The sequence below is a fragment of the Pseudomonadota bacterium genome (assembly GCA_039815145.1).
GTDB lineage: Bacteria > Pseudomonadota > Gammaproteobacteria > Steroidobacterales > JBCBZW01 > JBCBZW01.
Genome location: JBCBZW010000038.1, coordinates 14,322 through 41,249 on the forward strand (window position 1 = coordinate 14,322; position 26,928 = coordinate 41,249).

Sequence of the window (26,928 nt, forward strand, 5' to 3'; positions counted from 1 at the left end):
ATCACCACTAGCGCAGTCTAGATCGTAGGCGCAGACTCAAACTGCCCCACCGTGAGCGGTGACATGCAGAGGCGCCCGCGCTCGATACTGATGGGCTCAAACTAAGTGCGACCACCCTTCGAAAGCCAGCGCGATCGCACAGCATGGCATTAGATCCATGCCCATACCGCGACGAGCCGTCCAGCCAATCGGGCGTGTCGCAGCCCTAACACTGGAATCAGGTAGTCCGAGATGGAGGACGTGCGTTTTCGCGCTTACCAAGAAACAGATCGGGCGGTATGCATGCGCATTCTCGACGCAAACACACCACGCTTCTTCGCCACCAATGAAAGAGAACAGTATCTAGCCTTTCTAGACACTGAATCGGCCCGATATCGCGTTTGCGTTACCGCCGATAAGGTGATCGGTGCATTCGGTCTATCCCGGGACGGCTCGGGCGATGCTCATCTGAATTGGATCCTGATAGACCCAGCCGCACAAGGCCGCGGCATTGGATCGAAAATCATGGCGAAAGTCATCTCAGACGCCCGGGACCTCGGGGCTCGTTCCATGAAGATTGCCGCTAGCCACAAATCCTGTCCGTTCTTTGAGAGGTTGGGGGCAACCGTGGAGTCCACCCAAGAGCACGGCTGGGGTAACGGGATGCACAGGGTGGACATGCGCCTTGCGCTCTGAGACGGGCGCGCACCGGGCCGGCACTGACACTCAAATGATCGCCCCTGAATGCCTGCAGCCCGCCGCCATTTCGCCTACCTCTCGCAGAGATGACTCCTCCAGACCCGATCACTCCAGCACCACCCGCGCGGACGTGTAAGCCGCCAACTGATCCCCCACCTCCACCACGATCTGCGTACCCGGAGGCAACGCAAAGTCACTCGACACGACAACCTGGTAGCCACCACTTGCCAGCGCCACCTGAGCCAAGCCGCTGATATCCACATTAGGCTCACCCAGCAAGACGATCGACAGTGACTCCGGATCGATATCCCCCCGTCCATCCGCATCGGTGATCAGCAGCTCCAGATCCGTCAGCGTCGCCTGGTCCACCTCTACCGCAGGCGCCGCGTTGAGGTGGGTCACCGTAAACGGGTGCGACGCCCCCTGAGCGCTGATGGCAACCACTTCCAACACGCCCATGGCCGCTCGCGGGGGCATATCGAAGCGCAGGCGCTTGGGCTCAGTGCTGGTCGGCAGCACCGTCTGTACCTCCGCCGCCCCCGGCCGGCGCAGCTGCAGTTCGATGACCTCGGCGAGGTTAGCGCCGTAGAGAATCATCTCGCCGCCGCTCACCTGCGCAGCGGTGGGCGGGTAGGAATCGGCAAGGGCGGGGACGCCGGCCACCTGGTCGCTAAGCGGCGTGGAAATGTACAGCTCATCCTGCGCCACCCCAACGAAGTTCGGGATGTACAGGTCGTGGCGACCGTCACCGGTGAAATCCGCCACGATCAACCCGTCGTGGGTCCACTGCTCGGTCCAGGTGATGCCGTCCTCGATCGCCTCCCCGAAGCCGGACACGTTGCGCAGGGCTGTGCGGTCGACGAAGTTCGGCTGTTCCGCGCTGCCCACGTTCTCGAAGTAGCGCGGGGTGAAGGACAGGCGCCCGGTGGTGACCACGTCGTAGTCACCGTCGTGATCGAAGTCCCCCGCCGCCACCGCCAGGGAACTCGCCCCGGGTCCATCGCCCTGCGACAGGTCGGACGTCACGCCGTTGATGAACTTGTCCACCTTGAGCCCCGGCAGACTGCGCGCTTCGAACTCGGCGTTGCCCGGGTTCTCGAGCCACACCACGGGGTGGCCTGGCCCGCTGGTCACGCCTGTCTTGATGGTGCCGTTGAGCAACAGGTCCATATCGCCGTCGCGATCGAGGTCGACGGCGACCGAATCCACCGCGCCCGACTCGCCGGCGAAACTACCGTCGTCAATAGGTGCGCCCAGGCTTCCAGACCACTGCGAGAGGGGGCCACCGAAGTCGGCGACGGGTCGGAACTCGCCGGTCTTCCACCCGCCCATCGCGCCTGGGTGGTCCTTTTGCGCACCGCCCATGTTGATGAGCAGACGATTGCGCAAGGGGAAAGCCTGCTTCATCGTGGCGCTGCCGGTGTCCTTGCGGGCCAGGAAGATGTCCAGATCGCCATCGGAATCGAAATCGGCGATCGAGATGCTCTCGTATTGATCCGTCTCACAGATGTTCCAAAAGTCGTCCGGCTCGTCGGGCTCGGTCCATTCGGGCAGGCGATCGTAGGCGGCGGGCACGAGGGTGGGATCGTCGAAGCGGGCAGCTTCATCCACCAAACGACCGTCTTCGTTGATCCACAGGGAGATCACCGTCTGCCAGTCCGCTGGGTTGGGTGCGTTGTTGCCGTTGTTTACGGGTCCGCTCGGCAGCGGCGCCTCGACGTTGGGGTTGTTGAGGTGGAAGTCGCGATAGCCGGTCACGGCGTCCTGGTCGCCGTCGCCGTCCAGGTCCCCTGCGCGCATGCGATCCATCACATGCTCGCGGCGACCGGCGGGGTCGAACAGCTCCTGGCCCTGGGCGTCCTGGCCCAGGGTGACGTCGCGGTAGCGCCCGAGGGCCGGGTCGAACTCGAGGTAGAAGGTGGTGTGCACGCGCACGGGGATCTCATCCGCCGCCAGGGGCGCTTCCCAAGGATGGCCGTAGGCGCCGCTGTCGTCGGGCAGGTGCCACTCGCGGCTCAAGTTGGTCGGCTTCAGTCCGCGGCTAGCGTAGGCGTAGCCCTCGGAGTCGTAGGGGGCGTAGCCGCCGATGATCATGTCGAGCTGGCCGTCGTTGCCGCGGAAATCGACAGCTTCGACCGCCTCGGTCACGCTTGGCGTGAAGAGTGGGTTATAGCCCGTGAAGGGCAGCAGGCCGCCCTCGGGGCGATCGGCGAAGGTCTGCTCCGTGAACACCCCCGTACCGTCGTTGATGAGGATCAGGGCCGTGGGCGCGCCGGGCACCACGATGTCCATGTCACCGTCGTCGTCCAGGTCGCGGGCGATGCCGCCGTAGGCAAGGATCGTGTTGCGATGGGGCAGCATGTGGCCTTCATCCGACGTGCCCGCCCACCGGAACGCCAGATCCTCGTTGAGCCCCTTGTAGAAGTAGAGCTGGTTGATCTCGCCGCGTTCGGGATCGCCGTCGGCGGTGGCGACATCGGCAAAGTCGTCGCCATCGAGATCCGCCACCACCGCAGTGCGCGTGTAGAAGTCGTGGATGCCTTGAGTGATGGCATCGAACCGCGTGCGCGGCAGGTATTGGCCGAAGTCGATTAGGTGGAAGGGGCGATTTTCCGGCGATTCGGCGAGCACGTCCCACGCGAGCGTGGGCGGCGGCCCGTCCTCCGATCGCTTCAGACCGTACGCGCCATGGAGGAACCGCCCCTTGGTGCTCCAGCCGCCGAAGGGTGCGTCCGGCTGCTCGGTCTGCGGCGCGATCCACTCCCACTGTCCGCTGTTGATCCACACCTCGTTGAAGGCTTTGGGTCCTGCCGTGACGTAGAGATCGGGGTACTCATCCGTGTTCGGTAGGCTGACCGTCTCCACGGGCGCGTCCAACTCGCCGATGTCGATCTCGAGATCGGCCGGTTGGCCAAGATCAGCGGGCACCATGTCGAGCAGGGGACGCCAACCGCCGTCTTCCACGCACAAGGCCTGGCCCGGGCAAACGGGGCTGGTGCTCGGATCTTCGAGGATCGCGTTGATGTGACGGCCGTGGGGCAACGCGTACTCCGACACATCAGCAAACACGTTCATCGCCGCCCCGGGCACGTTTGCCTGCTGCGTCCCGCCCATGTTGATCAACAGCTGAGATTGCTGCCCCGGGAGCGTCTTCACCAACGACCCCATATAGAAGGCGGAACGCCCGTCCGGACGGCGGGCAAAGCCGGCGCCCCAACCGTTGTTGACGAATAGCAGGTCCTTGTCACCGTCCCTGTCGACGTCCAACACGGTGACCTTCCGCGTATCGTGACCAAACCCGGGATCCGAATAGGGCTCGGTGACCAGCGGCGGTGCCGGGGCAGCCAATGCCAGTTCCGGGTCCGGCAGAGCCACGAAGGTGAAGTTCGCGTGACCGTTGTTCAGCCACAGCTCATTGCGCCGCACCGCCATGACCTCCTCCGGCAGGGTGTCGGCGTAGGTGACGGGATCCACGACGGGCGCGCGATGGGGGTTGGCGTTGGCCACCACGATGTCGATGTCCATATCGCCGTCGACGTCCTCGAGGGCGATGTCGGCCGTGGCCCCGGCCCGACCGCCGAAGGGGTCTGGCTGCACGGTGAAGCGCCCTGTCCCGTCGTTACTTAGGAACTTGTTGGGTGCGCCCGTGAAGTTCGGCCCGTACATGCCGAAGATCAGATCGTCGAACATGCCCCCGTCGAGATCAGCGCCATCCACGCCGCAGGAGTTGGCGGCATCGGGCGCGAGGCGATCGTCTTCATCGCCCGGCACGCCGTTAGCGCCGTAGGTCTCGTCCACGAAGTGCAGCGTGCCTACCGGCCCGTTCTCTCCGGTCTCCGTCTGCTGAATCAGGATCCGGTTCTGCGCGATGTGCTGATGATCCTCCGACCAGAAAGACGCAACATCTATGGGATCCACGCCCACGCCAGCGGCGATCACCAGATCCGGGACGTCATCGTCGTTGATGTAGGTGACGAGGATGGTGCGCACGGACGGCGGCGGCAAGCCGTTCCAGTCCACACTCGTGGCGTCCTGAAAGCCACCGGGCACGTTGCTGTAGTGGGACACACCCGCACTCGCCGGTGGCGTAGGCGCCTGCGACCCCGGGAGGTCTTGCAGCGGCGCGCCGTCGTTCAGCTTGCCGGTGTCCGCTGTGAGGGGGCTGGAGGTTTGGTTCGCCAACACGGCGATACCGCCGCTGCCTTGCACCGGCGTGTAGGGGGCCTGCCCTTGGTGCAGGGGTGGGTTGAACAGGTAGAAATAGCCGTAGATGAGGTCCTCATCGCCGTCGTCGTCGAGGTCGGCACTGGCGATGGTGTAGGTGTTGCGCACCTCGAGATCGAGGCGCGACTCCTCGATGTCGCTCACCCCCGCTCCGAGCGTCGCCTGTTGCAGCAGGGGTTCGTCACCGGGCGGGAGCACCTGGGCCACGGCGATAGTGGCGATAAGACACGGGATCGCCCCGCTGACGACGATGGATGTTGACCAAGTGGTCGCTCGCGCGTTTGGCATCCCTGCCCTCCTTGCCCTGATGACTTCACGCGGTGGCCGCGGCAACCGCTGTGAATGGGGGAGTCAGCCCCGGGGCCTTTTGCCCCGGGCGAGCTGCAGTGAGTTGTCTGCGATACCGCCCCACTGGCTCGCGCTACCACGCCAGGAAGCCCGACACTTGAGATTACGTTTCTGTGCCCACGCTCCGGTCAGTCGACATCAAGCTCCGCTCATCAAGGTGTTAAGCTAACGCCATACAGGAAAGGAAGGTGCCGAACGGCGGATCTGATTGCTGCGGAACTTGCTGGTTCAATGCCCTCAACGATGGCAAGGCCGGGTATCCGGCCGAGCGACGTTCGGCCACGGCACGGTGCACGATCCGCTCAATTGGCATCAGGAACCCGTTCTGGACGCCAGCACGCTGCGAGCAAACTAGACTGATAAGCGCCAGAGACACCGATCGAGGGTTGATATGCGAACGACAATCATCGCAAGCATCGTTGGTCTCCTGCTCAGCTCGGTAGCTTCAGCACAGTGCCCTGAGCGGCTCACCGTAAAGGAGACCCGATCGACCGCCTTACCTACCGTTCGAACCCCCTTCTTCACGCAGTCTCTCTCGAGTGGCCATACGCTCATCCTAGATCGGACCGCCCTGGAACGAAGTCTGGCAAAGGTGATCGAGGGAGCCGCGTATTTGGCGAGTTCGAGGCACGCGCTCAACGAAGCACTCTATGAGGCCGAGCCCCCGGTTGATGCGGCGACCGTCCAGCAGGCGCTGCGAGGGGGCACGCATAGCGGCTTTGAGGTTATCGACGGCGTGCGCGTCTCGCAGACCGATGAGGAGCGACTTGCCGCGTCTCGCTTGCTCGAGCTTGCCATTCAGCGAGCGTTTGTGACTGGGGATGTTTCGCTGCGCCGCGAGGATGGAACGGCAGTCGACGAGCTCACCATCGAGCTGTTGGTCGATGCCGCAGACCCCGGTGAGGGTGACGTACACTCGGGGCTGCGCTGGGTCGATCGCGCCACCCGCGTGTTGGACTACTGTTTCGAGCCATTCTCTGTCCGGAACCAGTGGGCGGGCCCACGTCAACACTAGCGTGTGTGTTGGGCCACCCGCATCGGTGCTGCCGCTTGAGCAGCTGCCAGGACGGTTCGGGTCGGGAGGGAGAGGGCTGGTCTTTACACGTACCTCGACCTCATTCGGTCACGACCCGGGATGTACCTAGGCGGTGAGTCGCTCTTTGGCCTGGAGACGCTTCTCCAGAGCTACGAGGCTTGTCGGGAGGTCAACGAGATCTCGGAGACCGAACCGGGCAAGCCGTTTCGCGCAGGCGACTTCAACGCGATGGCAAAGGGACTCAGGCGTCACGGCGATCTGCGCGCGGAGAGGGATGCACTGATGGAAGAACTGAACGCGACTATTAGAGCGGTACTAGGGGCTTTGGTGTGGAGACTGAATAGATGCTCATGAGTCGATTCAAGCTCTTTGTGCTTTCGGTCGAAGCGGCGAGTATCTACGTAGTGTTCCTCGCCTTGGCAGTAGGCGCTTTCATCCTGGCCCAGGTGCTACCGACCAGACCCCCGTGGGTGGACTCGGATCCATCTTGGTTTCCGCCGGTGGTGCCCAGCGCGACAGCGGGATTTGCCCTGTTCTACTTGCTAGTCGTGCTGTGGGTCTTCGGCATCACCGTGCTCGGCCATCAGCTTGTCGGCCGGCGCCTCCACATGAGCTGGGGCACTGTCCCGTTCATCGTGAGCCCTGCCACCATCTGGCTCATCCTCGCCCAAGAGGCCTGGTTTCCAGGCGCCCACAAGGTGGCGCGCGGCGTGTTCGAGCTCCCAGTCTTGGCGCTCCTGGTGTCGATCGCGTCCTTTTTGTTCTATCGTGAGGCTCGAACGGCGCGGTTCACGGCGTGGAGCTGCTGGGTCGCGGCTGCCGTAGCTGCGACCACGTGGCTTCACCATGGCTGGGTGCAAACGAGCTGGTGACTCGGGTCCGCATGGCTGCTCTGCCGATAGCCCGGCGCGAGGGCGAGGGTGTCGCGGTGTGGATGCTGCTTGCCAGCGCAACGGTCGATGCAGACCCGGAGGTCAGCATCGGCTTCGCCATCATGGCAGAAGCTTCGACTACGCTGGCGCATCGGTCAGCGGCGCGGGCGATCTCAACGGCGACGGCATTGACGACTTGCTCATCGGCGCGCGCGGCGAGGGCATATCAAACGCGTCTTTTGCATTGGATACCGCAATCGCAGCAACCTACTGACGAGTTGCTCTCCTAACGCCCCTCCTCCGGGGCAATGCCATCTCTATGCTCGCGGCCCGCAATGGTTAACCGCAGGTTCCAAGACTCAAGTGCTCCCAACGTATTCACTCGCTGCTCAGCTCGACCGCACCGATAGAACCCCAGCTACCGAGCATTCGGATGCTTGTGACGCGCTCCAGCGCTTCGAGCAATGGACACACTCCATCAGCACGAACGCGCGCACGTGCTTCGACGACCCGCGCCTTCGCCAGACGTATTCAAAAAAGGTCGATCGCCTTCTCTGGAAGCATGCGCTCCTTGCACCAATCATGAACTTCTTCAGCCCATCGCACTCGACGCCCGAACGCGAATTTTCAGAACTGATAGCCACCGAGGGTCCTATTAGTACTCACCTGAGCGATTTCTCGGATCGAGAGTCCTACGTGTCAGCTGCCCTCCAGATGCTCGACCGGGAACGGGTAGGCATCTACGTCCATGGCGCATTGGCGCGCCACCACTTGCATGTATCGCGTTGGGATCAGCCCTGGCGTAGCTACTACGCATCCCTGGCACTTACGCGATTCGATGATGATGGCGCCTTGAGCATTACAGTTACTCTATACTCAACAGACGCCCCCGATAATCGGATACTCAGGCTTGCCGGTGACCAAGCGATCGGTAAACTCATCGAACTCGGGTTTGTCAGGATATCGCGCTGAGATTCGCTCTCGAGCGCAGCACAGCGAGCGCCCATAGTGCCTCCATACCCATTGAGCTAATGCAGCCGAAACGGATGCCACCTGCGCACAAGCTCGTACCACTTGTCGTGGTGACGGCCGTTGCCTTGATGTGTGTTGGCGCCTGCTCAGGTAGAGACGTGCCCCAGACCTTCCAAGGTGAGCACCTGCGAGGCGGACAGCCTGGGGAAGTTGCCCTGACAATCGATGCCCCCCGCTTTCCTTCGGTACTGCTAACCCACGCGAACGGCAGCCTCAACCTTGGCGTTTTCCAAGCGGGCACTCATGCACCGATCCTGACCTTGCGCGACCACGACAATGATGGTGTGGTGGATCTCCTAACGTACTCCGCTGTCTCGGCGGATGGCGAACCGTTGGTCGATGTCGAAGACTACGGGATGGATGGCCAACCGGACTTCATCTTCAACCGCCAAGCGGGATCGGCTCAGGTCTATTTCCGCGGGCGCTGGCACGAAGTAGATGGTGTCGGCACTGGAGTCGCAAGCGTTGAGGTTGACGGCGCCCGACTCCCGTTGAAGGAGATCATGGGAGAGATCGGCAGACCTAACCTGTGAGCGACGAAGCGTGGACCTCCACGGCGGAGTCTCAGCGGCTGCCATCGTCAAACAGCTCCAGGAACACGAGACCACCCTGAACGCCTATGTTGAGCGACTATGAAGCGACCAGATGACAGGAGAGATAGAGCGGCGGCAGTGGAGACACGAAGAAGAAACACCCGACTAAGCGTCGCGCTGCTCATCCCAGCGCTCGCGTACGTCGGCGTTGCTACCGATCTGGTGGCACCCCATGTCGGCTTGGTCGGACAGCTGGTGCTTGCTGCCGGAGGGGCTGCCCTTTTCTTCGGCCTAGCGGCCCTGTGGGCTCGTGGGAATTGAGGTCGCTTCGAAACAGGGGCTGAAGCGGGGAGAACAGGGTCAAGCCACACAATCCCGAAGTCTCAGCGTTTGACACGTGAGGTAACCCGATAGATTCGATGAGGCGTAGTTTGAGGTACCAGTCGTGCTAGAGATCAGAACATGGACCCGTTGAGCTTCATCAGCGGCGGTCGTAGGAGCAGGTCAGGCCGAGCCGACGCCCCAGTTTATTTGCGTGCCTTCGGCATATGTCTGAGTCGGACGACGCGAACGAGGTTATCGGTTACTCTCAGGACTGTCCGCTGTGAGGCTCGCCCCGAGGGCGTGCGGCACCGGCACACGGTGGCGTAAGCGCTTGCGCGCTAGCCACCTCCAGAGCCAATAAGTTCGGTGTCTTACGGGCGGAAACGGCCCACCCAGAATGGGAGCAAGGCATGTTGTGTTGGAAGAAGATCAGCGGCGCGGCCCTCGCCGTGGCACTGATGCCACTCGCCGCTCCGGCGGAGCAATGCCTGGATGTGTGGGCGTCGGTAGAGACCGACGGCTGGCCCGGCCACGCCATAAGTCTGATGTTACCCCTCGAGACTGACGCGCCACGACGATTCCCTGGCGGGCGCGGCATCGATCATGTGGCCTCATTCCACACGTCCATGGCGGCGGACGGCACGATCACGCTCTACACGCAACTCGTCGACAAGGCCGCTGCCTGCGAGCCTCTCAAAGCGGAGCACACGTTCGCCCTAAGGGAAGACCGGTTGGTCGTCGGGAGCCTGCAGTGCGGGGATAGCACTCACCAGCTCGTGTTGGATTTCCGCGCCGTCGTCGAGCGGCCGACCGGGTGCTGGTGACCGACTGCCAGCGCCGCGATAGCCGGTAATCCATACGCCTGCTGATCGCTATCCCTCTGTTGCTTACCCCGTTAGGTGTGCATGGCGCGCCCTCGCCGGCCGGTCATGGTATCCGCTAACCACTCGGAGGCTGCTGCTGACACGGAAAGCCATCTCGACGCAGCGCCCCTGCAACGAGCAAGGAGTCTGGTAAACTAACGGGCTTTTCGAAGTAGAGGGACTACAATGAAACCAATAACACAGACAATCCCAGCTGCTTTAGTATTCGGTCTTATCACCTTACCGATAACGGCACCCGCGGCGACCTTCGATATTACGTTCACTGGGGTAGTGGATTTCATCTACACCACACCAGCGCCAAGTCTCGATCCAGACGATGTTCCTTTCGAAACCGGTGATCCGTGGAGCATCACGTTCACGCTGGACGATACCCTTGAAGATGAACTCCAAGGCAACTTTGACTGGCAGGCCTACTACCTGGCCCCGACTGGGTTCACCGGCGCCGTTGGCGACTTCGCTGTTACGACTCCGGATTATAGTATCGCCCTTTTCGATGCTGGCGACGTCGTAGATACAGACCGCATCGCAACGCAGTGGCGTCCCAATGCTCAGGCGGAGAACTTCGAGATGCAGTCGTTTGAGTTGCATCTCGAGGCGGCCGGCGGAGATGCCTTCGACGGGGTTGGCCCGTTGTCCGCAGACCTCTATGACATCGATCTGTACGACCTCACGGAGTCGGGGTTCGTCATTGTCTTCGGGAATGCGCAGCTGAACGAAACCTACAATGCAAGCCTTACGCTCGACAGCATCGACGTCGAGCCGAGGGTGGTACCCGCCCCCGCGACGGCTGTGCTGTTGCTCTCTGGTCTGGCAGGTATGGCGTTCAGGTTTCGGCGGTCTGCTGGTAGCGCCGCCTAACGAGTGATTCCTCGCACCACTCCGGCTACTGCCGCAGCTATGCCTCCCCAAGCCTTGCGGAGGTAACGCGTTTGCCCGGGCGAGACGCGAAAATGGGTCGTCGAGCAAAGGAACGAGCCGAGCTGGCCTCGATGTGCAATCCAGCACCAGTGTCTGTCGTCGAACCGTACCTAAATGCGTTGGGGGTGAGCCAGCCGGCGATAGGCGCCGGCTGGCTAACTGCGTTGTCGCTGCAAGTCCACTGACGCTAGCGCGATGGGAAATAGGTACGCACTCATTGTTGCTGAACACGCGCCCGATGATCTGAAGCAACTCGTATTCGCCGAAGCGGGGCTGGAGCGCGCCGGTGAAAGCTCTCGATGCACGGTTCGCCTTCCGGGTAAGCTCTTCCCTGGCACAGTCCTCGAGGTGCGCGAATGCTCGTGGTTCGCTCTCGTGCTTCCAGCGGAAGTTATTTGGAGTATTGGGCGCGACCTGGCTCAGATTTCGGAAAACTGCCGAGGAGCACTGATAGGTGTCTGCGTCGACGATGTTTCCGGTGAAGTCTGGTACCAACGCTTTGGGGGTGGAGATCTGGTAGCGTGCCACCTTAGCTGTGACGGAATCACCAAGCAGCACCAGGGCGCGCCGGCATATCTTGGCGAGTGGACTGATCGTGATGTTTTCGGCTTGCTTCCGGATTGGCTTCAACTAGATGCCCTTGGCGGCGTCGCCCTGCGAGGCGACCAAGTCCCTTACCACCGTGCGCTGAAGGAGACGCCGCGAGACAACCCCTGGTGGAAATTCTGGTAGGTAGGGTGCCGCCACATCATCAAGCCACTGCCAGAGTCGTGAGTTGGTCCTCCTGGTTGTAGCTAGCGGCAGTGCTTCAACCGTGGGCCCCGGTCAGCGGCCGATACGATAGTCAATTGCGCGAATGGCTCTGGAGCTTGGCAATGGAGAGAGTACCGATAGACGTCAACGCCATCGTGGCGGGGATCGATTCTGACGACTCAGAAGCGTTCCTGGGGGCAAGCGAGTTGCTCCGAGCCTACGCTCTCGGCGTAGACGCCACTGGCGTTATCGAGCCGTACGCGACCCTCCATCAGGCGAACCCTCTCACCACAGAGCAGGTTGACGCCCTCTCTCAGGCGCTGGTTGCGTACATCGACTCCGGAAGGCTGCACAATGCAGTGGCCGCGATCCATGCACTAGGCCAGCTCCGGGACCCGCAACGCCTTCCCTGGCTGCACGAGCGCCTGACGCTTGCCGTCAACGACTTCGTCGCCCACGGCGACCTGTTGGGGCAGACGATCATCGCAATGGAAAACTGTGGGGCCACGGTGGTTAGGGGCGGGGCTTTCAGTAGTCGGGAGTACGAGAAGAACCTGGCAGACGCGCAGACCTACCTTTCTCTTCACGACGATGACTCAAATCCTTGAGAGCGACTGTGGCTGACGACGAGTGGATTGACCTCATCCAACCGGAGATGAGCGGCGGGAAAATCGCCGCCAGCGCACTCGATGTACTCGATGGCGTGCACGACGCCAAGATCCGGATATCCGGATTGCGCCAAGACACCTTCGAGTACTTGATCAGCAGATACGGTGTCGCCCTCAAGCAGATCGAGTTCTTCAAGTGTCCGAGGGTCCCTGATCTATCGCCCCTCGAGGATCTCGATAACGTCGAGCGGATTTCGTACTACTTGAACCGACAAGCGAAGTGCCTTTGGGACGTGAGCAAGAACTCGACGCTACGGTCACTGGAGTTCACGAACTTCACCTCAGTGACCGATCTTTCGCCGCTGGCCGGGGCACTCAGCCTCGAACGCCTCTGCTTCGGGAACGCCGCCACTGGGAGTGCCTTCGTGAGCTCGCTCGAGCCACTGGGGGGCCTTAAAGGGCTGACCCACCTCGAAATGAACCCGAAGCAAATCGAGGATGGACGAGCGTGCCCACTTACGCAGATACCAAGGCTTGAGTCCCTGGAGTTCAACAACTCGCATTTCTCGACTGAAAAAGTCGCATGGCTTCGCGCGCGACTTCCGGAGCGTGTCCAGTCTGATCGGCTGGCCCCCTACGTAGAGCGTCCGGGCGGCCTGCTAGGTGATGGGCAGTACGACGTCATGGTGGTAGGAAAACGAAAGCCGTTTTTGACTTCAAGCAAGGATGCTGCTCGTATCTCACGCTATGCCGATAGGTTCTGGGCGCTTGTGGAGCGTTTTCGCGCCGATCCGGCCCTACCAGAACCACCTTAGCGGCGTGAGCGACAAGAAACGCTCGACGCTGGAGCAGGTACTGGCTTCCGTTTCGGAATCGCTGTTTCCCGCGGAAATGGGTAGAGCCATCGTAAGCGTGGACACGACCGATTGTATGGGCGATACGGCGCTTCACGTGCTTGTTCGTCGCGGTGATCGCTTTGGCGTTCAGCTGCTGCTTCGGCACGGCGCGGATCCGAACGCGGTAGGGGATATGGGGGAAACGCCGTTGCATGTCGCGGCAAGCGGCGGCGATGCGCAGATCATCAGAGCGCTGATTGAGAGCGGCGCAACACCCGGTTTCCGCTCTGAGTTCGGCGTCACAGCGAACGATCTGTACAAAGGGGGAGACAAGCACACTGCAAAACTGCTCAAAGGAGGCGGCTAGCTCACCCTCGTCCTACTCTGGCTCAGGCAGCGAGTGGTTGGCGACATTGGTAACGCTCCAAGCACGGCCGCATGATCCGCAACATCATGCTCTCGCGGGCCGCACCCCGCTCACGAATGAGAATACCTATGGCTAACCTCGCCGCAAAACTCGGCCGTCTCTCGCAAGCGTTCGATTCCAAGGGGCATAAGGCGCCTGACTCGTTGCTACCTGGGCTCGCCGGCGACGCCCTCGACGCCCAGCTCGGCTGGTTTCCAAGCACTCTGCCGCAGGAGCTGCGAGAGCTCTACGCCTGGCGCGCGGGTCAGGCGTCCGACCCGTGGGACGCTGAATTTCCCTTCTGGTTCCGCGACAGGGGGTTCTCCAGCATCGAAATAGCCAAGGACGAGTATTCATCCATGATGGAGTCCTACGGTGTCGAGAATGATCCGACGCGCGACCTCGTGAACTTGTCCGATTGCTTTCCGTTCGCTGCATTCAATGGCGCGTGGTATGTCGTCCCGTGCAAGGGCCACGGCTTCGATATTTCCGTGCCATATCCTGTCATCTCAGTGTTTCAGGACATTAGCCCCCACTTCGATAGCATCAACGCCATGCTCGACACCTGTATCGCGTGGGTCGAACATCCCGATTGGAAAAGCGACTCCGGCCTCGATCGGGAGCAAGAGCGCCGCATATGGTCTCGATTCAACGCGGTCGCAAGCACCTGCTAGCGTGGCTGAGTAAATGCACTAGGCTGCATGGAAGAGTATGCGTCAATACACAATGAACGACATTCCCATCATTGGCGCCGAGGAGCACGTGCGAAAGCACGTCGAGATGTACTTCGGTCCCGGCGGGGCATGCGCTGAGCGCATCGCTGCCGCGCTGGTGGATACCGCCCTGCGGGCGGGCGCGACTCGCGTGGAATCCAAAACCTCAGAAGGCTGGTCGCTCGTCCAATCCAACGTAGATTGGCTTTGCGGGCATAAGGACCGCCCCAGCAAGGGAACACCTGCTTGGGAGCACCCCACCTACTTCCCCGAGTTGGGCGCGAATGCGCCTAGGTTTGAAGTGATGGTCGCGATTTTCTCGGATGCCGCCATCACATGGACACCGTCTACGCAGGAGCCGATCAAGGGCACGCCAGCGGTGCTTGACGAAGCGATGGCATGCCACCCTATGCCTCCCTGGTGCCAGCGTGCGGTGACGTTTCGGTTCGATGGGCTGCAAACCTGAGTGATGCCTACCTCCGTCATGACCAGCCAACACCTTCCTCAAGATCTACTGCCCCTCGTTGGACGACTTGAAGCGTCGCTCAACAAGTCGCATGCCCTCCTCCAAGTCCGGTATCCGGGTAAGCCAATGGCTCACTACATCGTTGCCAACCGGTCAGGCATGCTCGCGCTTGGCCTAGAGTGCGTCAAGGCCGCTGCCCAGCCCGAGAACGCCAGCGAATCAAAGCGCCCCTTTGAAGCTGAGAGGCTGGCCTATCTGGCCGGTGGCGACGGCGATGGCATCTGCGGGCTCTTGGTCAACAGTCGACTCTCCTACCAAGCTGCAGCCCCCGCAAGGCCCGATGAACCCTTCGATTGGTCAGTAGCCCTAGCCAACATGTTCCTCTGGGGCGCGCTCGGGTTTGCAACCATCGGCGTTCTCACGGTACTCCATTGGCTATTGACTGCCTTTTGACGATGGCCCTGTCGAGACGCGGGCCATGGGCCGAGATACTCGAGCCCGAGCGCCGCCGATCGATCCCCTCCAACATCAGAGACCTCATGACCGAGCAAGAACGGCAAAGGCAGGACCTAGCATTGCTAGTGCAGCGACTCGAAGCGCTCGTCAACAAGCCCGATGCGCTCGTGCGAATCGGGTTTTCCCCAGACCATGATCCAAGCCGCTACGTGATGGCGAATCGAGCAGGCATGCTCGCTCTGGGACTAGAGTGCCTGAAGGCATCGTCCGGTCCGTCAACCAGCTACCGGGAAGCGCTCTCCCGCGCTCCGACACCGGCCCTCGCGTACCTGGCCGGTGGGGACTGCGAACGACTCGGAGGGCTACTCGTCGACGATGAGCTGAAGTATCGGGTTGCCCCTACGGCAGATCAGCAGGACGAGAAGGACCGTCGCGATTCGCTGATCCTCGGCGTGCTTCTCTCGGGGTTCGCAGGTTTTGCATGCGTTGGTTTTCTCGTGGCGGTGCGCTTCCTGTGGCGACTGGTCTTTTAGCGATTCGCCTCGAACCCGGTTAGGAGAAAGAGATGGGTTTCATCCGTGGAAAGGCGCAGCCGTACGAGTCGCTCACGCCCCACGACTACGACTTTTTCCCTATCTGGGAAATGGCTGTAGACGAGAAAGGGGTGGCTGGCCAGGATGAGACCTGGCGCAGGCCCCTGTGGTACGCCAAAGATGTCGAAGCCAGGATGGCAGCTGTGTTCGTGCCATTCGATATCGTCGGAACCGATTTGATGGGTGTCGGCCTCTACACGACGCGCGCCGATCCCGAACCGCTCGTTCCTACCCCAACCGATGACCTCGGCGAGATCACCGTCTGGTGGCAGGATCGGTGGATCTGGGTAGGCGGCGACGACGGCCCTGAGCTTGAATGGCCCTTCATCGCGCGGATGCGCCCCACCATCGAAGGGGAAGCTGGGGTCTGCTTCTGCGTGAATCGTTCCCCGATCCGCGGCACTCGTGTGCCGTCAGTGTAGGCATCTGGCATCACTCCGAGGACTTGACATGCCCCCTAGCTCCAAGACGCTCTTTTCCGGGCGTATCGATATCGAATTCAGCCAGTTCTACATCGAGGCTGAGGATGAATACAGTGACATCGATAGCGCCTTTGCTAACCAGGTCAACGGGCTCTGCGGCGCGGCGCAACCCGGGAGTTTGTTCTTCACTGCAAGGCCGAAGGATGCGGTGATCGCCCTCGAGGTCGTGCTCTTCTCGACAGAGCCCCCGATTGACTCGAGCTATTCCGAGATCGTGGAGGTTTCCTTCTGTCGCGATAGCCAACCTGTCCTACTATGCCAATGGGCACACGAAGACACGTATCCCCTGGACCTGCCGGCGGGGCCGTACCGCGTACGCTACTGCATCGACGGATTGGAGAAGGAGTACGATGAGGGGGTAGTGTGGGAACACGAGCGCATCCCGATTCCGGGCCAGCGATACTTGATCCAGTTTTGGCCAGGACATCACAAGCCAGATACTATTCTGCAGCAGACGAGTGACCAGGCCGCCTATTGGCACGCGCACAAGAACTAGGGGTCCATGCGGAGTGCAACATGCAGCTTGTCGTACCTGAGTAAGACGTCCCAACGTCCCGCTTCACGAGCAAGGAAAATTCAGTCTGCTTGCGTCTCTCTACCCGCAATCTATTTCGTGGTAGCCAATCAGTCTCTTAGTTCGCCAACACAAAGGAGTCCTTCACGTGGGCATGGTTGCAATGTTCAAGATCCTCGACGAAGACGAACTCGAGATGATCAAAAGCGATGCAGATGCGGTGGAAGAATTGCTCTTCCCCGAGGATGTCGACGATCCGTTCGAAGGACAGCACGGTCTGGATAAGTCGTGGCACTCACTCCATTATCTCCTGACCGGTTCAGCCGAGCCCGACGGCACTCCCGCCGGAGACGCTATTCTCGGTGGTACGCCGGTCGGCGGCGACCTCGGCTATGGCCCCGCCAGGCTGATTGATCACCAGCAGGTGCTTCGGGTCGCCGCCGCCCTGCAGGAGGCGGATTTGGCCGCAGCATACGCCAACCTCGATCGGGCTGCTGCATCCGCAGCCAAGCTGTATTGCGGGTTCGAGTTCTCTCAGGATGAGCAAGAGTACCTGCGTGGATACTTCGATACGCTTCTTGAGGTCTATTCCACGGCTGCCGCTGACGGAACGGCCGTATTGGCCTATCTGGTGTAGCGCTGGTGGCGCGGGTGCTACCGCGCGGACGCCATGAGAGACTTCATAGCACGACTAGATGCCTATTGCGGCGTGGCTTCATGCCCGCAGAACGCGCCTCCAACGGAGGAGAGCATTCGTCGTATCAACCACCATTTCTCGATTGCCATCCCCGATGAACTTATCTACTTGGCGCAGCACTGCAAGTCGTATCGGGCGATGTTTGTTAGCCTCGGACCTGACTACGCGGACCCGGATCACATCATCCGCGTCAATAGCTTCTGGCGGCGCCGGCGCGTAACCCGCCGCCTTCCCAGGCATCTCGTCATGTTCAGGAACGGTCACGATGAACACTGCTGGTGTTTCGACATCGCCGATACGCTCAGTCCATTACCGGTTCAGTTCTGGTCCCCTGATGAACTGCACTACCCGAGCTCTGCTCGGCCGATCACAAGGTATCCCTCGTTTTCGGAGTACTTAGATGGCTTGTGCCAATGGGAATTCAGCTAATGCGTCTAGAGACTGCCCGTAGCGATCCGGCATTGTCACGGGGCCCCGGGCCCGTGAGCCTAGACGTCTATGCCGGACGCTACACCGGCATTCCGGCTAATGGCTTGTGTCCGCGCCGTCAAGCACTTGCCGCAGAGGCAATGCAGTGTACTTTTTCGCGAGGTTTGAGGTATGGAGCTACCCGAGAAGGTGCTTGAAGGCGTCAGCTGGGCGTTTTCCGGCGGCATTGCCACGAGTGAAAGGACTTTCTTGCTGACGTAAGAGAAGAGCAGCTGGAAATCTCGGGGAACGATAGCTGGGATCCTTCGATTATCGTCTTGCCCGTTCTCCGCGTCAGAGTAGTGTACGCGCCGCATCCATTTGAGATGGAAAGGGCCGCAGACCTCACGACCGACGCGGGTGGTGGATTCTCAGCGGGTGAGCTGCTGTTCACGCTCCATAACGCAGTCGTGGAGCAACTCGAGGATTGAGATCACCATTTTTTCGAGGGACTTACGCTAAACAGCTGGCCCATAGCGCACGAACCAGCTGTGTATTTGATGCGGCTTGGTAGCTAGTATGTCGACACATCACACTCGTGTCGTAGACGTTCGTGTCGCGCGCTACGCCTCAGGCGATCGGGTTACACGACCGAACGGAACGATACGGTTATCTGATCGCCACAATGCGGGCGACGAGCGGAGATGCTGCCCGGAATACTCTGGCACGGATGTGGGACTAGGTAGCGTGACCGCCTGCGTGGGGTGAGGCCTCGGCGAGCTTCGGCTCGAAGCCCTTCGACACGCCGGAGCCCAGATGACCTGCAGCCGCGAAGCCTACGGGCCCCTCCGGGACCATGCCAACCCCGCGAGGTCAACGTAAGACCGACGCAGCACGATACTACCTAGGAGATTTACATGGGAGCAGCACTCTTCATCGTTCCTGAGCGAGAGATCGCAGGCTTCGATACCTTTGTGAACGGGAAGTCGTTGGGGGGCATCGACGCTGAGGTACTCGACAAGTACTGCGAGGCCATTGGGGTCACTCCCCTCTACAGTTTCTGCAGCATAGACCCAGAGGATCTCGCCGAGATGTTGGAGGACGCTGGAGAGGATGTCCCGGACGACTTGCCAGACCTGCAGTGGTTCGACGCCTCTACGGGTCTCACCTCTGTCCGTGCGCTTTTGGGCAAGCTGAGAGCGGGTGAAGCTCCGTTCGCTAACGTAGAGAAGATCATAGAGGACCTGGAGGAGTTCGAACGCGTTCTGGAGCGCCTGGAAAACGAACGTTTGCGATGGTACCTGAGCGTTGACTGCTAGCGGGACTTCTGCTGGTAGCACTTCGATTCTGCCACCACCTCTTGGGAGGTCTCCGGCCTCGCATAAACCGTCGCTCAGCCTTCGCTCCGTCTGGGAAAGCGCGTGACCCACTCGACGAGCCCGCGTGAGAGGCTATCCCACTTCTTCCGCGAGGTCGCGCGTCGTGACGACCTTGGACACCTTTGCCCCAGCACAAAGAGGCGCAACGGTATGCACTCCAGTCGCGACGTTCGTCGACGCGGGAACGCTTGATGTTCTGGGTGTTTTTCGGCATAAGCCTAGCCGTGGCGGCGCTTGCCTGGCTGGCGTGCCTCGGCTTCTACAAGCTGCAGTCACCCCAAGACCATCCCGCTCGAAAACCGCTAGTGGCTTGGTTTCCGAAGTACCGTCGAGAAGTGACCGCAGCCGCTTCGGCGAAGGGTTCCGAGGCGATAGCAGCGCTAGCATCGACACTTGAGTCAGAAGGATTCAGCCGCGCCCAGCTAAGGAGCTCCGAAGTTGTGCTCGAACGCGGCGTTTGGATCGCGGATTCACTCTACAAACCTGCCTCCACCAAGTTGCGAGTTACCGTCGCTGCAGGCTCATCAGAGAAAGCAATTGCGATCACCGTTGAGTATGGTGCATTCGCGATCTTTGACACAGGAGGTCTATGGGCCTTCTGCGGGGCGATCTGCGCTTCCGTCGAACGCGGTGAGAACTGATCTCGGTGAACCCATCACCGAGTTCGCTATCATTGGTCCGAGCCAACTCTGAATTCCCGTGACGCAGCGGAAAACTGATGCTTCAACTAATTGCTACCCGCATCCTGTCTGCTCTGCAGATAGTCTTCGCCATCATCATCATGCAGTCACTGATCGGCGCCCTTCCGGGTCTCACATGGTCCTCGGGGATCTTCATGGCGGTCGTGTCTGTTGGCCTAGTCTCCATCTGGATCTGCGGAATCTGGCTTTGGAACCAGGAACGTCGAGGGGTGTACTGGGCGCAGTGGGTCTGGGGGCTTCAAATCCCCATCGTGGCATTGCCGTGGTTCCAGTATGACTTCGCCCTTGGCGCCATGGCGGGTCTCGCCTGGGATTTCCCGTGGGAGCTGCAGCTCATGTTCAGAATTGGAGTCGGTAACCTAAACTTCTCGCTTGATACAACACCCGACGTAGAGGCGATGGAGCTGTCAGTCTTGGGCGCCAACGTGGTCGGTGTCGCTGCGCTGGTTTACCTTACGCGGCGATGGAGCGGACTGAGAGGCGAGGCGGATTTGCCCATTCGCCGTAGGCAAGTACCTGCGACTTGAAGGGGATGGCTGCGACCGCGGTATTCCATCGGGTGGCGCGTTCCAACGCCCAACACCTCGTGGAGAGGTAACATGGCGAGTCGCAGATAGGCCTCGATGAGACGAATGGTCAAACCACAAGCACGAGCGATCGATCAACTGAACACCGATAGACGCCACGCCCTAAAGCATCAGCGCCTACCCGCAGCGGCCGGAGTACTCGCCACACTCCTACTAACGACCAGCTGCGAGTTCGACTTGCACATGACCCTCAACTCAAGCGAAGGCGACAACGACTACTTCGAGGAACCCCTATCGGGCCCAGCACGCAAGTACGCCACTGCCCTCGAGGTGTCGAACCAGTTCGTCGAGTCCTTTGGCAGCGGTGACGCCGAGGCGGTCTACGCCCTGCTCGATCCCAGATTACAGCAGGTGTTCAGCATGGAGGAGCTGACGGCGTTCATGGAGCGAATCTCCGGCAACATCGGCCCTCTCGTTGAATTCAAACCCATGCAGTGGGGCTTCTCCACGTTCGGCGAGCTTCCAAACATCGTGGTGTCGACGAAAATCGCTATCCACGAAAACACCGAGGTCTTCTACGTCTTGAACTTCCCTGACGACGGCAGCTACAAGGGACTCGTCGGCCTCAACGTGTCACCGAAGGCGCCCGGCGAATCACTGTCGGATGGCGCGAACAGGGCTCATGGCCTCCAGTAACGTAGGCGCAACTATAGCGCTATCCTGCTGCGAGACGTCACCTGGAGCCGCAGCGCCTTGACCTCCATCGCCGCAATGCTGCCCGCCGGCGCGGTACTGCCCCGCCATCAACATGCCACCCCCTACGTAACGCTCATCCTGCGCGGCACCTACGTGGAAGCGGGCGACCATGGACGTTTTGTCGTCGGCCCGGGCGATGTGCTCGTTCACGGGCAGTACGCGTCCCACGCAAACTGGACACACGCACAAAGCGACGTCGAGACGCTCAACTTCGAGGTAAGCGAGACACCTCATGCCCCACCCCTGAGCACAACGACCGATGTGGACGAAGTGGTGCGACTCTCCGTCTCGGATCGCACCGCGGCGAAGACTGCGCTGCTCAACGCGATGACGCCCAAGACACCACCGCTCACGGACTGGCCGGACATCATCGCCAGCGCCATTCGAGATGACCCTGCCAAGCCGGTGAGCTATTGGGGTCAATCGCTCGGGCTGGCCCCCGGCACCGTGAGCCGCGGATTTAAGCGTGCGTTTGGCGTATCCGCTGCGAAGTACCGCGCCACGGCTCGCGCACGGCAGGCCTACGAGGCTCTGCTTCACAGCGATCGCGCGCTTATCGACATCGCAGATCAATACCGGTTTTCTGACCAAGCGCACTTCACCCGCGCTATCCGCGCCTTGACGGGGGTGCCCCCTAGCCATTGGCGACGGGTCAAAAATCTTCAAGACGCAGCGGCGACCGCGCATTAGAACTCCAGGCAGATCATCCTCTGGAGTCTGCTCGCATGCGTTTGCTCGTCTTAAGCCTGGCCCTGCTAGCGGTGGGGGCCTGCTCGCCTCCGGGTCACACACCCTCCTCCGCGCCGCCTACACCCCATGGGGCTACCCCCTCCTCCGCTGAGGACATATCCAACGCCATGGGTGCTGGGCTTCAGGGCGATGCCCGTCGGGCCGTTGAGCTGCTGCGGGCAGTCGACTCGACCACACTGAGCGAGAAGGACCGGGACTACCGAACTTGTATGTTGGAGCGCTTTGGCGACGGGTCGACACCAGTCCCGCCGGCGCCCCCGCGCGCCGATACCTTCGCGGCTGAGATCATCGAGATCTACCGCCACTACTGGCACGCGTCTTTGAGGGCTCCCGAGCGCCGGGAGGACCACACCAGGGCACTCGAACACACGCTACGCACACGCCTGGAACTACCCGACAAGACCGACAGTGTCGCCATCGAGCACGCCGTGCGCGACAAGCTCGAAGCCCAAGGACTACATGTGCTGCTTGGCCAAACCGGTGTCCTTCGTGAGCTCATGATCTGGCGGCAAGAGACGCGCAGGGCCGAAACCGTCGAGATGCCTCACGGCACCTACCGCACCAACGTCGCGTTCCTCGATGACTTCATGATCTTCGGCTGGGGCCAGTACGCCACCTGCGAGATGCGAGGCGCTGGCGGCTGGGTAGCGGACCGAACCCTGTACGCCGTGGTGCCCATCTACGACGATCTCGAAGGCGAAGAGTTTCGGGTGACCTTCCTCGGCCATGAGACGCAGCACTTTCTCGACCTCGACGCATTCCCCGACATGGCGCCTTGGGAGCTGGAGTACCGCGCCAAGCTGATGGAGCTAGCGATGGCGGACAGTACTCGTTTTAGGGTGCTTCAGAAGTTCATTGAAGATCAGGGGGATGATCCGACGTCACCGCACTCCTATGCGAATCGCAAAGTCCTTGAGGGGCTCTCGGAGGAGTTGTCTTCCCTTGGCGTGGATTCCATCGAATCGGCAGAGGGTGACGTAGTGCGTGGAGCTGCCTACTCGTTGTTTCTGGCAGACACGGCCAGGCGGGATCGGTAGGCACGCCCCGATCTAGAAGTTGGATCCCTGGAGCCGCACAGAGGAGCGATCTCCTTGAGATCGAGCAATGTACTTTCCGGATTCGCTGAGTTGAGTCGTATCTTGGGGAGCTAGTGACCGCAGGGATCGCCCTGTATGCTCGATTGCAACGACCACATCAGCGCCTGGCAGGGCAGCTCAACACTGCATTGGATCTATCGCTCAACCCGTTCCTCCTCACGCAGGGCGTAAGTCCGTAATGAACACCAAATCGATCATTAAGCACCACAGCTCCGATCTTGCACTCGTCATCGGTAACGGCATCAACCGCTATGGAACAGCCCGCACAACAAACTCATGGGACGAACTCCTAGTTCAACTGGCGAAAGCACATCTCCCCGCGCCGCTAAGATCCGTGCCCCCTGGCATTGCTCTGACGGAGTTCTACGACGTACTGGCCCTCAAATCAGCGTCATCGATTACTAGCAGCTCTTTGCAGAAGGAGTTCTGCAAACTGATGTCGGCCTGGAGACACTACGACCATCACGGCTGGATCGTAGAGTGGGCGCAACGCGCGGATAGGCCGATCCTGACCACCAATTTTGAGGAAACGCTGTCCGCCGCTGGCGATTGCAGCCTGCATCGGTCAAAGGAAGGCGGGTTTACCGACTACTACCCTTGGGAGTCCTATTACGCGAACGGCCCGCTCTCCAACCCTGCTGATGAGTTCGGCATCTGGCACATCAATGGCATGCAGCACTACAAGCGGAGCATCCGCCTTGGGCTGTCTCACTATATGGGCTCGGTAGAAAGGGCTCGTAGCTGGATTCACAAGGGGAACGAACGACGCATCTTCGTGGGCAAAAATCAGTCTCGTTGGAAGGGCTACAGAACATGGCTCAACGCAGTGTTCAACTGCTCCCTACTCATATTCGGCCTGAGCCTTGACGAAACTGAAGTATTCCTTCGCTGGCTTCTCATTGAGCGCGCTCGCTATTTCAAGAAGTTCCCCGATAGAAGGCGGGACGCTTGGTATGTCTACTCGGGTGACCCACTGAGCAAAGGCAAGGAGTTCTTTCTAAAGGGCGTGGGAGTGACGCCAGTGCGTGAGATGTCCTATAAGGCTATTTACGCTCAGGCCACATGGCTATGATCGCTAATAATTTCGATTTGCTCCACCAGCCGCCGGGTCCAGCGGTAAGTCGCCCATCGATCGCTCACGAGAACTCCGACATTCGGTGCACATAGTAGTACTCCTCGTCACACTTCTACTCACGATCGCGCTATGGATCGGCGTCGATCGCTTGAGCGCGCCGTTGCTGAGGTCATACAGATGCCCACGGTGCGGATCCCGCCTTGGCAATACCCGCCCTCCATTTGTTCTCGACCTGCTGCGGCCCATTAGTGGCCGCAGGGCTCTGTACACAGACTGCAACAAGTGCCAATCCAGATTGCGCTGGCTCCGGCAATGGCCCCGGATAGCGGTAGTGGCTGGGGCAGTCTACGCTGCAATAGTAGCTGGCTCCATCCTGCTGCCGCCGCTAAGCCTTGCTTTTCATTTGTCGCTGATGCTGTTGCTAGCGGAGATCGTCTACCTCCCCCTGGAGGCGCTCACAGCCAACCTCTCCGAGCTTCGCTACGAGCGCCGTCTCGGCACGCAGCGGAGCGCTGAACAAGTACTGGAGGAGGTGGAGCATCGGCTTGCGCTTGGGCATTTCCGCGGAGCCGAGGACCACCTACGTGCCGCGATCATAGCGGAACCGAACTGCATGGAGTTTCGGGTCAGGTTGCTAGACATCTACCTTAGGAGCGGAGAGCTGAGTAGGTTCGATCGTCAACTCGCCCCGTGGGCCAACGCGCTCAAAGCCCACAATGATGGGGGCGCCCTGCGGGAACTGCTGGAGAGACGAAACCGCGTACAAGCGCAGAGCGGTGATGGAGAAGAAACTTCCAGTCGACTCGGTGTACAACTTCCGGGCGATCCGCACCGCAAGTAACACGACGGATCGTTCCCCATAGCAGACACACCGCAGGATGAGCAGTCGCGGCATGGTGGGTACTAGGTAGACGGTCGAGCTCATGGAAATGAAGATGCCGCTCGCATCTTCGCTGACGACGAAGGACGTGCATGGGGGCGCGCCGGACCCATCGAAGTTCAAGGGTGACGACCTGAACCCGCGAGCGGCCGTAACCCCCTAGGCCAGGAGTGGAACGACATGGAAACTAGCGCACTCACCCTCGTTTGGGTGATCGGCGTCGGGCTGGCGCCCTCTTTGGGCCCCGTGAGCTACGGGTCGAACTTCGCGGAGCGCTATTGGTTTGAGGCGTCTTGCTCAGACCAAATCCCCGAGGACGAACCCACCGAGCAAGTACGCCAGTACGAATCACCGCAAGGTGCCTGGGTGGCCGAGCTGACGCGAACCGTCGGCTCGATCGTCCCCTACGAAAGAGCGCAAGCGCGGCTGCGCGTCCGTGCATTCGACGGTCGCACCGTCTGCCTGAAGACGCAGGATTTCAGAAGCCTCGAGGTGAGTTGGTTCGGGGAGGACATCCTGCTGCTGAACCAAAACCTCGGACACGTGGTGGGCACCGAGGAGATCTACGATCTGCAAGAGAGCAGTTGGCTGGTGCAGCGAACGATCTCGTACCACAAGGCCTGGACGCGACCGAACTGGCAGAGCGGATCGAACTAGAGATCGCCGATGCGTACGCGCTTGCGAGCCACCCCGCCGGGAGCGGAACCCACCCTCAAGGATCCAAGCGAAAGGGCGTGTAGAGCTCCTGAGGGATACCGAACGTCGCCAGCACCTCTCTCCACCACTCGCTGGCCCCGATCGTGAAGGTGGATACGCTCAGCACGAGGACCGTGGCAAGAACGCCCAACGTGACGGGGTGCTTGAATCGGTCGGCCCAGGCCCAGGCTAAAGCCGCAAGGATCATTCCGCCGAAGATGACGATCGGAAAGACGGCACCTGGGAGACCAGCGGGCGCAAGCACGAACTGACCAAGTGCTCGCCCCACACCGGGCACGATGCCGGCGAAGAGCGTCGCGAGCATCAGCCGTTGGTGGACGGCAACGGTCTTTCTCCACACGACGGCCAGAACGACAGCGATCAGCGCGAAGTTGACCGCGAGAATATCTACCCAGTGCAACAACTGCTGGGGAAGCCCCTTGGCGGCCGCGTCACCTGCGGAGTACCACGCGACGTACATGCTGGTCGCATAGAAGACGATGACCACGCCTATCCCCACCATCCCCATCGTACGATGGAGAGACAGGTTTCCTCTGGCGATCAGCATCGGCTGGGCGAAGAGCAAGACCAACCACAGCGTCGCGGCCCAGAAGTGCACGTGGTGGGCCAGTTGCATCCGGGGAAACAGTCCAAAGTAGGTGGGTAGGAAACCGGCCAAGGTCGGAATCGCCACGGCAAGGACATACCAGTGGGCACGCCGATAGACGGGTGCTGGGTAGGCAACGCTCATGATCGAAGTGTAGCCTGTGTGGACGCTCGATGCCGTGGAGGCATCGCCCCAACATGCATGCTGGCTCAACGGCTTGAACGCGGTACGATCGATGCCACCGGAGCCTTGGTCGCCACGATGGACTACCCCGCAGTACATGACGCCGCTCGCGTCGGCGAGTATCCCGCCCTAACCAAGAGCGGGGGCGGCTACGTCTGGGATGAGGTGCTCGAGTACCGCGTGTGGATGTCTCCCACGAGGGGCGCCGATGACCTGGAAGAGGGTTGCGACTACTACTACGCCTTCCCGTCGTATCCCGAGGCAGAGGCCTTCGCCAATCAGAACGCCGGCGCGGACGCCCCCCTTGCACTGGTGTTACAGCGCGAGTACATCGATGAACCAACGCCCGGCCAGTACGAACATGTGCGCGCCGAGCGCATCACCGAATGGCCCGTAGAGTTCCTGTCACGACCCCGCCGCACCCCATCGACCATCCCAGATTTCTTGAGCCCGAACGCGCCGGCCAACCGCCTCGACATCTTGCGCGGCCTGGCGC

The 26,928-nt window shown here is 60.9% G+C and carries 29 protein-coding genes; 27 read left to right on the forward strand and 2 right to left on the reverse strand.

The features are described 5' to 3' along the window. Positions 1-231: 231 nt before the first annotated feature. Positions 232-675, forward strand: coding sequence for a GNAT family N-acetyltransferase (locus AAF184_11720; GenBank protein MEO0422999.1), 444 nt, complete (start codon positions 232-234; stop codon positions 673-675). Positions 676-783: 108 nt separating this feature from the next. Here the strand turns inward: AAF184_11720 and AAF184_11725 are convergent, their stop codons facing one another. Beyond that, positions 784-5,190, reverse strand: coding sequence for a VCBS repeat-containing protein (locus AAF184_11725; protein MEO0423000.1), 4,407 nt, complete (start codon positions 5,188-5,190; stop codon positions 784-786). Positions 5,191-5,842: 652 nt separating this feature from the next. Between AAF184_11725 and AAF184_11730 the strand changes: the two genes are divergently transcribed. The 25 genes from AAF184_11730 (at position 5,843) to AAF184_11850 (ending at position 25,603) form a co-directional block, all read left to right on the forward strand. After that, positions 5,843-6,265, forward strand: coding sequence for a hypothetical protein (locus AAF184_11730; GenBank protein ID MEO0423001.1), 423 nt, complete (start codon positions 5,843-5,845; stop codon positions 6,263-6,265). 365 nt (positions 6,266-6,630) lie between these two features. Next, the gene (locus AAF184_11735; protein ID MEO0423002.1) at positions 6,631-7,158 is read left to right on the forward strand and encodes a hypothetical protein; all 528 of its coding nucleotides are present in this window, start codon (positions 6,631-6,633) and stop codon (positions 7,156-7,158) included. Further along, positions 7,133-7,432: an integrin alpha gene (locus tag AAF184_11740; GenBank protein MEO0423003.1), complete on the forward strand. Its 300-nt coding sequence runs from the start codon at positions 7,133-7,135 to the stop codon at positions 7,430-7,432. Before AAF184_11735 ends, AAF184_11740 begins: the two co-directional genes overlap by 26 nt. 856 nt (positions 7,433-8,288) lie before the next feature. Next, complete coding sequence (locus tag AAF184_11745) at positions 8,289-8,723, forward strand: hypothetical protein (protein MEO0423004.1); 435 nt, start codon at positions 8,289-8,291, stop codon at positions 8,721-8,723. A 734-nt stretch (positions 8,724-9,457) separates the two neighbouring features. Further along, complete coding sequence (locus AAF184_11750; protein MEO0423005.1) at positions 9,458-9,871, forward strand: hypothetical protein; 414 nt, start codon at positions 9,458-9,460, stop codon at positions 9,869-9,871. Between the two features lie 330 nt (positions 9,872-10,201). Continuing rightward, positions 10,202-10,789, forward strand: coding sequence for a hypothetical protein (locus AAF184_11755; protein MEO0423006.1), 588 nt, complete (start codon positions 10,202-10,204; stop codon positions 10,787-10,789). Positions 10,790-11,724: 935 nt separating this feature from the next. After that, positions 11,725-12,210, forward strand: a complete 486-nt coding sequence (locus AAF184_11760; protein MEO0423007.1) for a hypothetical protein — start codon at positions 11,725-11,727, stop codon at positions 12,208-12,210. 8 nt (positions 12,211-12,218) lie between these two features. Next, complete coding sequence (locus AAF184_11765) at positions 12,219-13,025, forward strand: hypothetical protein (protein ID MEO0423008.1); 807 nt, start codon at positions 12,219-12,221, stop codon at positions 13,023-13,025. A 4-nt stretch (positions 13,026-13,029) separates the two neighbouring features. Continuing rightward, the gene (locus AAF184_11770) at positions 13,030-13,413 is read left to right on the forward strand and encodes an ankyrin repeat domain-containing protein (protein ID MEO0423009.1); all 384 of its coding nucleotides are present in this window, start codon (positions 13,030-13,032) and stop codon (positions 13,411-13,413) included. A 128-nt stretch (positions 13,414-13,541) separates the two neighbouring features. Continuing rightward, positions 13,542-14,126: a hypothetical protein gene (locus tag AAF184_11775; protein ID MEO0423010.1), complete on the forward strand. Its 585-nt coding sequence runs from the start codon at positions 13,542-13,544 to the stop codon at positions 14,124-14,126. A gap of 52 nt (positions 14,127-14,178) precedes the next feature. Continuing rightward, the gene (locus AAF184_11780) at positions 14,179-14,631 is read left to right on the forward strand and encodes a hypothetical protein (GenBank protein ID MEO0423011.1); all 453 of its coding nucleotides are present in this window, start codon (positions 14,179-14,181) and stop codon (positions 14,629-14,631) included. A gap of 126 nt (positions 14,632-14,757) precedes the next feature. Continuing rightward, positions 14,758-15,084, forward strand: coding sequence for a hypothetical protein (locus AAF184_11785; GenBank protein MEO0423012.1), 327 nt, complete (start codon positions 14,758-14,760; stop codon positions 15,082-15,084). A gap of 86 nt (positions 15,085-15,170) precedes the next feature. Beyond that, a complete protein-coding gene (locus AAF184_11790; GenBank protein MEO0423013.1) occupies positions 15,171-15,620 on the forward strand; it encodes a hypothetical protein in 450 nt (149 codons plus the stop codon). Between the two features lie 32 nt (positions 15,621-15,652). Beyond that, the gene (locus AAF184_11795) at positions 15,653-16,102 is read left to right on the forward strand and encodes a hypothetical protein (GenBank protein ID MEO0423014.1); all 450 of its coding nucleotides are present in this window, start codon (positions 15,653-15,655) and stop codon (positions 16,100-16,102) included. A gap of 28 nt (positions 16,103-16,130) precedes the next feature. Then, positions 16,131-16,658, forward strand: a complete 528-nt coding sequence (locus AAF184_11800) for a hypothetical protein (protein ID MEO0423015.1) — start codon at positions 16,131-16,133, stop codon at positions 16,656-16,658. Positions 16,659-16,830: 172 nt separating this feature from the next. Continuing rightward, positions 16,831-17,313 carry a YfbM family protein gene (locus AAF184_11805; protein ID MEO0423016.1) on the forward strand — a complete coding sequence of 161 codons (483 nt, stop codon included), beginning with the start codon at positions 16,831-16,833 and terminating at the stop codon, positions 17,311-17,313. 1,385 nt (positions 17,314-18,698) lie between these two features. Next, entirely contained in the window at positions 18,699-19,100 is a 402-nt protein-coding gene (locus AAF184_11810; protein ID MEO0423017.1) for a hypothetical protein, read from the forward strand. Positions 19,101-19,351: 251 nt separating this feature from the next. Further along, a complete protein-coding gene (locus tag AAF184_11815; protein MEO0423018.1) occupies positions 19,352-19,801 on the forward strand; it encodes a hypothetical protein in 450 nt (149 codons plus the stop codon). A 77-nt stretch (positions 19,802-19,878) separates the two neighbouring features. Further along, positions 19,879-20,388, forward strand: a complete 510-nt coding sequence (locus AAF184_11820; protein MEO0423019.1) for a hypothetical protein — start codon at positions 19,879-19,881, stop codon at positions 20,386-20,388. 243 nt (positions 20,389-20,631) lie between these two features. Next, positions 20,632-21,084: a hypothetical protein gene (locus AAF184_11825; GenBank protein MEO0423020.1), complete on the forward strand. Its 453-nt coding sequence runs from the start codon at positions 20,632-20,634 to the stop codon at positions 21,082-21,084. 57 nt (positions 21,085-21,141) lie between these two features. Then, positions 21,142-21,834: an AraC family transcriptional regulator gene (locus AAF184_11830; protein MEO0423021.1), complete on the forward strand. Its 693-nt coding sequence runs from the start codon at positions 21,142-21,144 to the stop codon at positions 21,832-21,834. Between the two features lie 167 nt (positions 21,835-22,001). Further along, positions 22,002-22,931, forward strand: coding sequence for a hypothetical protein (locus tag AAF184_11835; protein MEO0423022.1), 930 nt, complete (start codon positions 22,002-22,004; stop codon positions 22,929-22,931). A gap of 238 nt (positions 22,932-23,169) precedes the next feature. Further along, the gene (locus AAF184_11840) at positions 23,170-24,063 is read left to right on the forward strand and encodes a hypothetical protein (GenBank protein MEO0423023.1); all 894 of its coding nucleotides are present in this window, start codon (positions 23,170-23,172) and stop codon (positions 24,061-24,063) included. Between the two features lie 334 nt (positions 24,064-24,397). Further along, entirely contained in the window at positions 24,398-24,907 is a 510-nt protein-coding gene (locus tag AAF184_11845; protein ID MEO0423024.1) for a hypothetical protein, read from the forward strand. 219 nt (positions 24,908-25,126) lie between these two features. After that, positions 25,127-25,603, forward strand: a complete 477-nt coding sequence (locus tag AAF184_11850) for a hypothetical protein (GenBank protein ID MEO0423025.1) — start codon at positions 25,127-25,129, stop codon at positions 25,601-25,603. Positions 25,604-25,658: 55 nt separating this feature from the next. On the opposite strand, the gene AAF184_11855 is transcribed toward AAF184_11850, so the two are convergent. Then, positions 25,659-26,393, reverse strand: coding sequence for a hypothetical protein (locus AAF184_11855; GenBank protein ID MEO0423026.1), 735 nt, complete (start codon positions 26,391-26,393; stop codon positions 25,659-25,661). 117 nt (positions 26,394-26,510) lie between these two features. Between AAF184_11855 and AAF184_11860 the strand changes: the two genes are divergently transcribed. Further along, positions 26,511-26,928 (forward strand): GCN5 family acetyltransferase (locus tag AAF184_11860; protein MEO0423027.1); only part of this gene is annotated, 418 nt, incomplete at its 3' end.

Excerpts from the sequence above, each read along its gene's own strand:
- AAF184_11850 (MEO0423025.1), top strand. The coding sequence starts at position 25,127 with ATGGAAACTAGCGCACTCACCCTCGTTTGGGTGATCGGCGTCGGGCTG.
- AAF184_11725 (MEO0423000.1), bottom strand. The coding sequence starts at position 5,190 with ATGCCAAACGCGCGAGCGACCACTTGGTCAACATCCATCGTCGTCAGC.
- AAF184_11810 (MEO0423017.1), top strand. The coding sequence starts at position 18,699 with ATGGGAGCAGCACTCTTCATCGTTCCTGAGCGAGAGATCGCAGGCTTC.
- AAF184_11825 (MEO0423020.1), top strand. The coding sequence starts at position 20,632 with ATGACCCTCAACTCAAGCGAAGGCGACAACGACTACTTCGAGGAACCC.
- AAF184_11795 (MEO0423014.1), top strand. The coding sequence starts at position 15,653 with ATGGGTTTCATCCGTGGAAAGGCGCAGCCGTACGAGTCGCTCACGCCC.
- AAF184_11790 (MEO0423013.1), top strand. The coding sequence starts at position 15,171 with ATGACCGAGCAAGAACGGCAAAGGCAGGACCTAGCATTGCTAGTGCAG.
- AAF184_11805 (MEO0423016.1), top strand. The coding sequence starts at position 16,831 with ATGGTTGCAATGTTCAAGATCCTCGACGAAGACGAACTCGAGATGATC.
- AAF184_11835 (MEO0423022.1), top strand. The coding sequence starts at position 22,002 with ATGGGTGCTGGGCTTCAGGGCGATGCCCGTCGGGCCGTTGAGCTGCTG.
- AAF184_11800 (MEO0423015.1), top strand. The coding sequence starts at position 16,131 with ATGCCCCCTAGCTCCAAGACGCTCTTTTCCGGGCGTATCGATATCGAA.
- AAF184_11780 (MEO0423011.1), top strand. The coding sequence starts at position 14,179 with ATGAACGACATTCCCATCATTGGCGCCGAGGAGCACGTGCGAAAGCAC.
- AAF184_11750 (MEO0423005.1), top strand. The coding sequence starts at position 9,458 with ATGTTGTGTTGGAAGAAGATCAGCGGCGCGGCCCTCGCCGTGGCACTG.
- AAF184_11840 (MEO0423023.1), top strand. The coding sequence starts at position 23,170 with ATGAACACCAAATCGATCATTAAGCACCACAGCTCCGATCTTGCACTC.
- AAF184_11785 (MEO0423012.1), top strand. The coding sequence starts at position 14,758 with ATGGCTCACTACATCGTTGCCAACCGGTCAGGCATGCTCGCGCTTGGC.
- AAF184_11775 (MEO0423010.1), top strand. The coding sequence starts at position 13,542 with ATGGCTAACCTCGCCGCAAAACTCGGCCGTCTCTCGCAAGCGTTCGAT.
- AAF184_11855 (MEO0423026.1), bottom strand. The coding sequence starts at position 26,393 with ATGAGCGTTGCCTACCCAGCACCCGTCTATCGGCGTGCCCACTGGTAT.
- AAF184_11720 (MEO0422999.1), top strand. The coding sequence starts at position 232 with ATGGAGGACGTGCGTTTTCGCGCTTACCAAGAAACAGATCGGGCGGTA.
- AAF184_11735 (MEO0423002.1), top strand. The coding sequence starts at position 6,631 with ATGCTCATGAGTCGATTCAAGCTCTTTGTGCTTTCGGTCGAAGCGGCG.
- AAF184_11820 (MEO0423019.1), top strand. The coding sequence starts at position 19,879 with ATGCTTCAACTAATTGCTACCCGCATCCTGTCTGCTCTGCAGATAGTC.
- AAF184_11760 (MEO0423007.1), top strand. The coding sequence starts at position 11,725 with ATGGAGAGAGTACCGATAGACGTCAACGCCATCGTGGCGGGGATCGAT.
- AAF184_11740 (MEO0423003.1), top strand. The coding sequence starts at position 7,133 with ATGGCTGGGTGCAAACGAGCTGGTGACTCGGGTCCGCATGGCTGCTCT.
- AAF184_11815 (MEO0423018.1), top strand. The coding sequence starts at position 19,352 with ATGTTCTGGGTGTTTTTCGGCATAAGCCTAGCCGTGGCGGCGCTTGCC.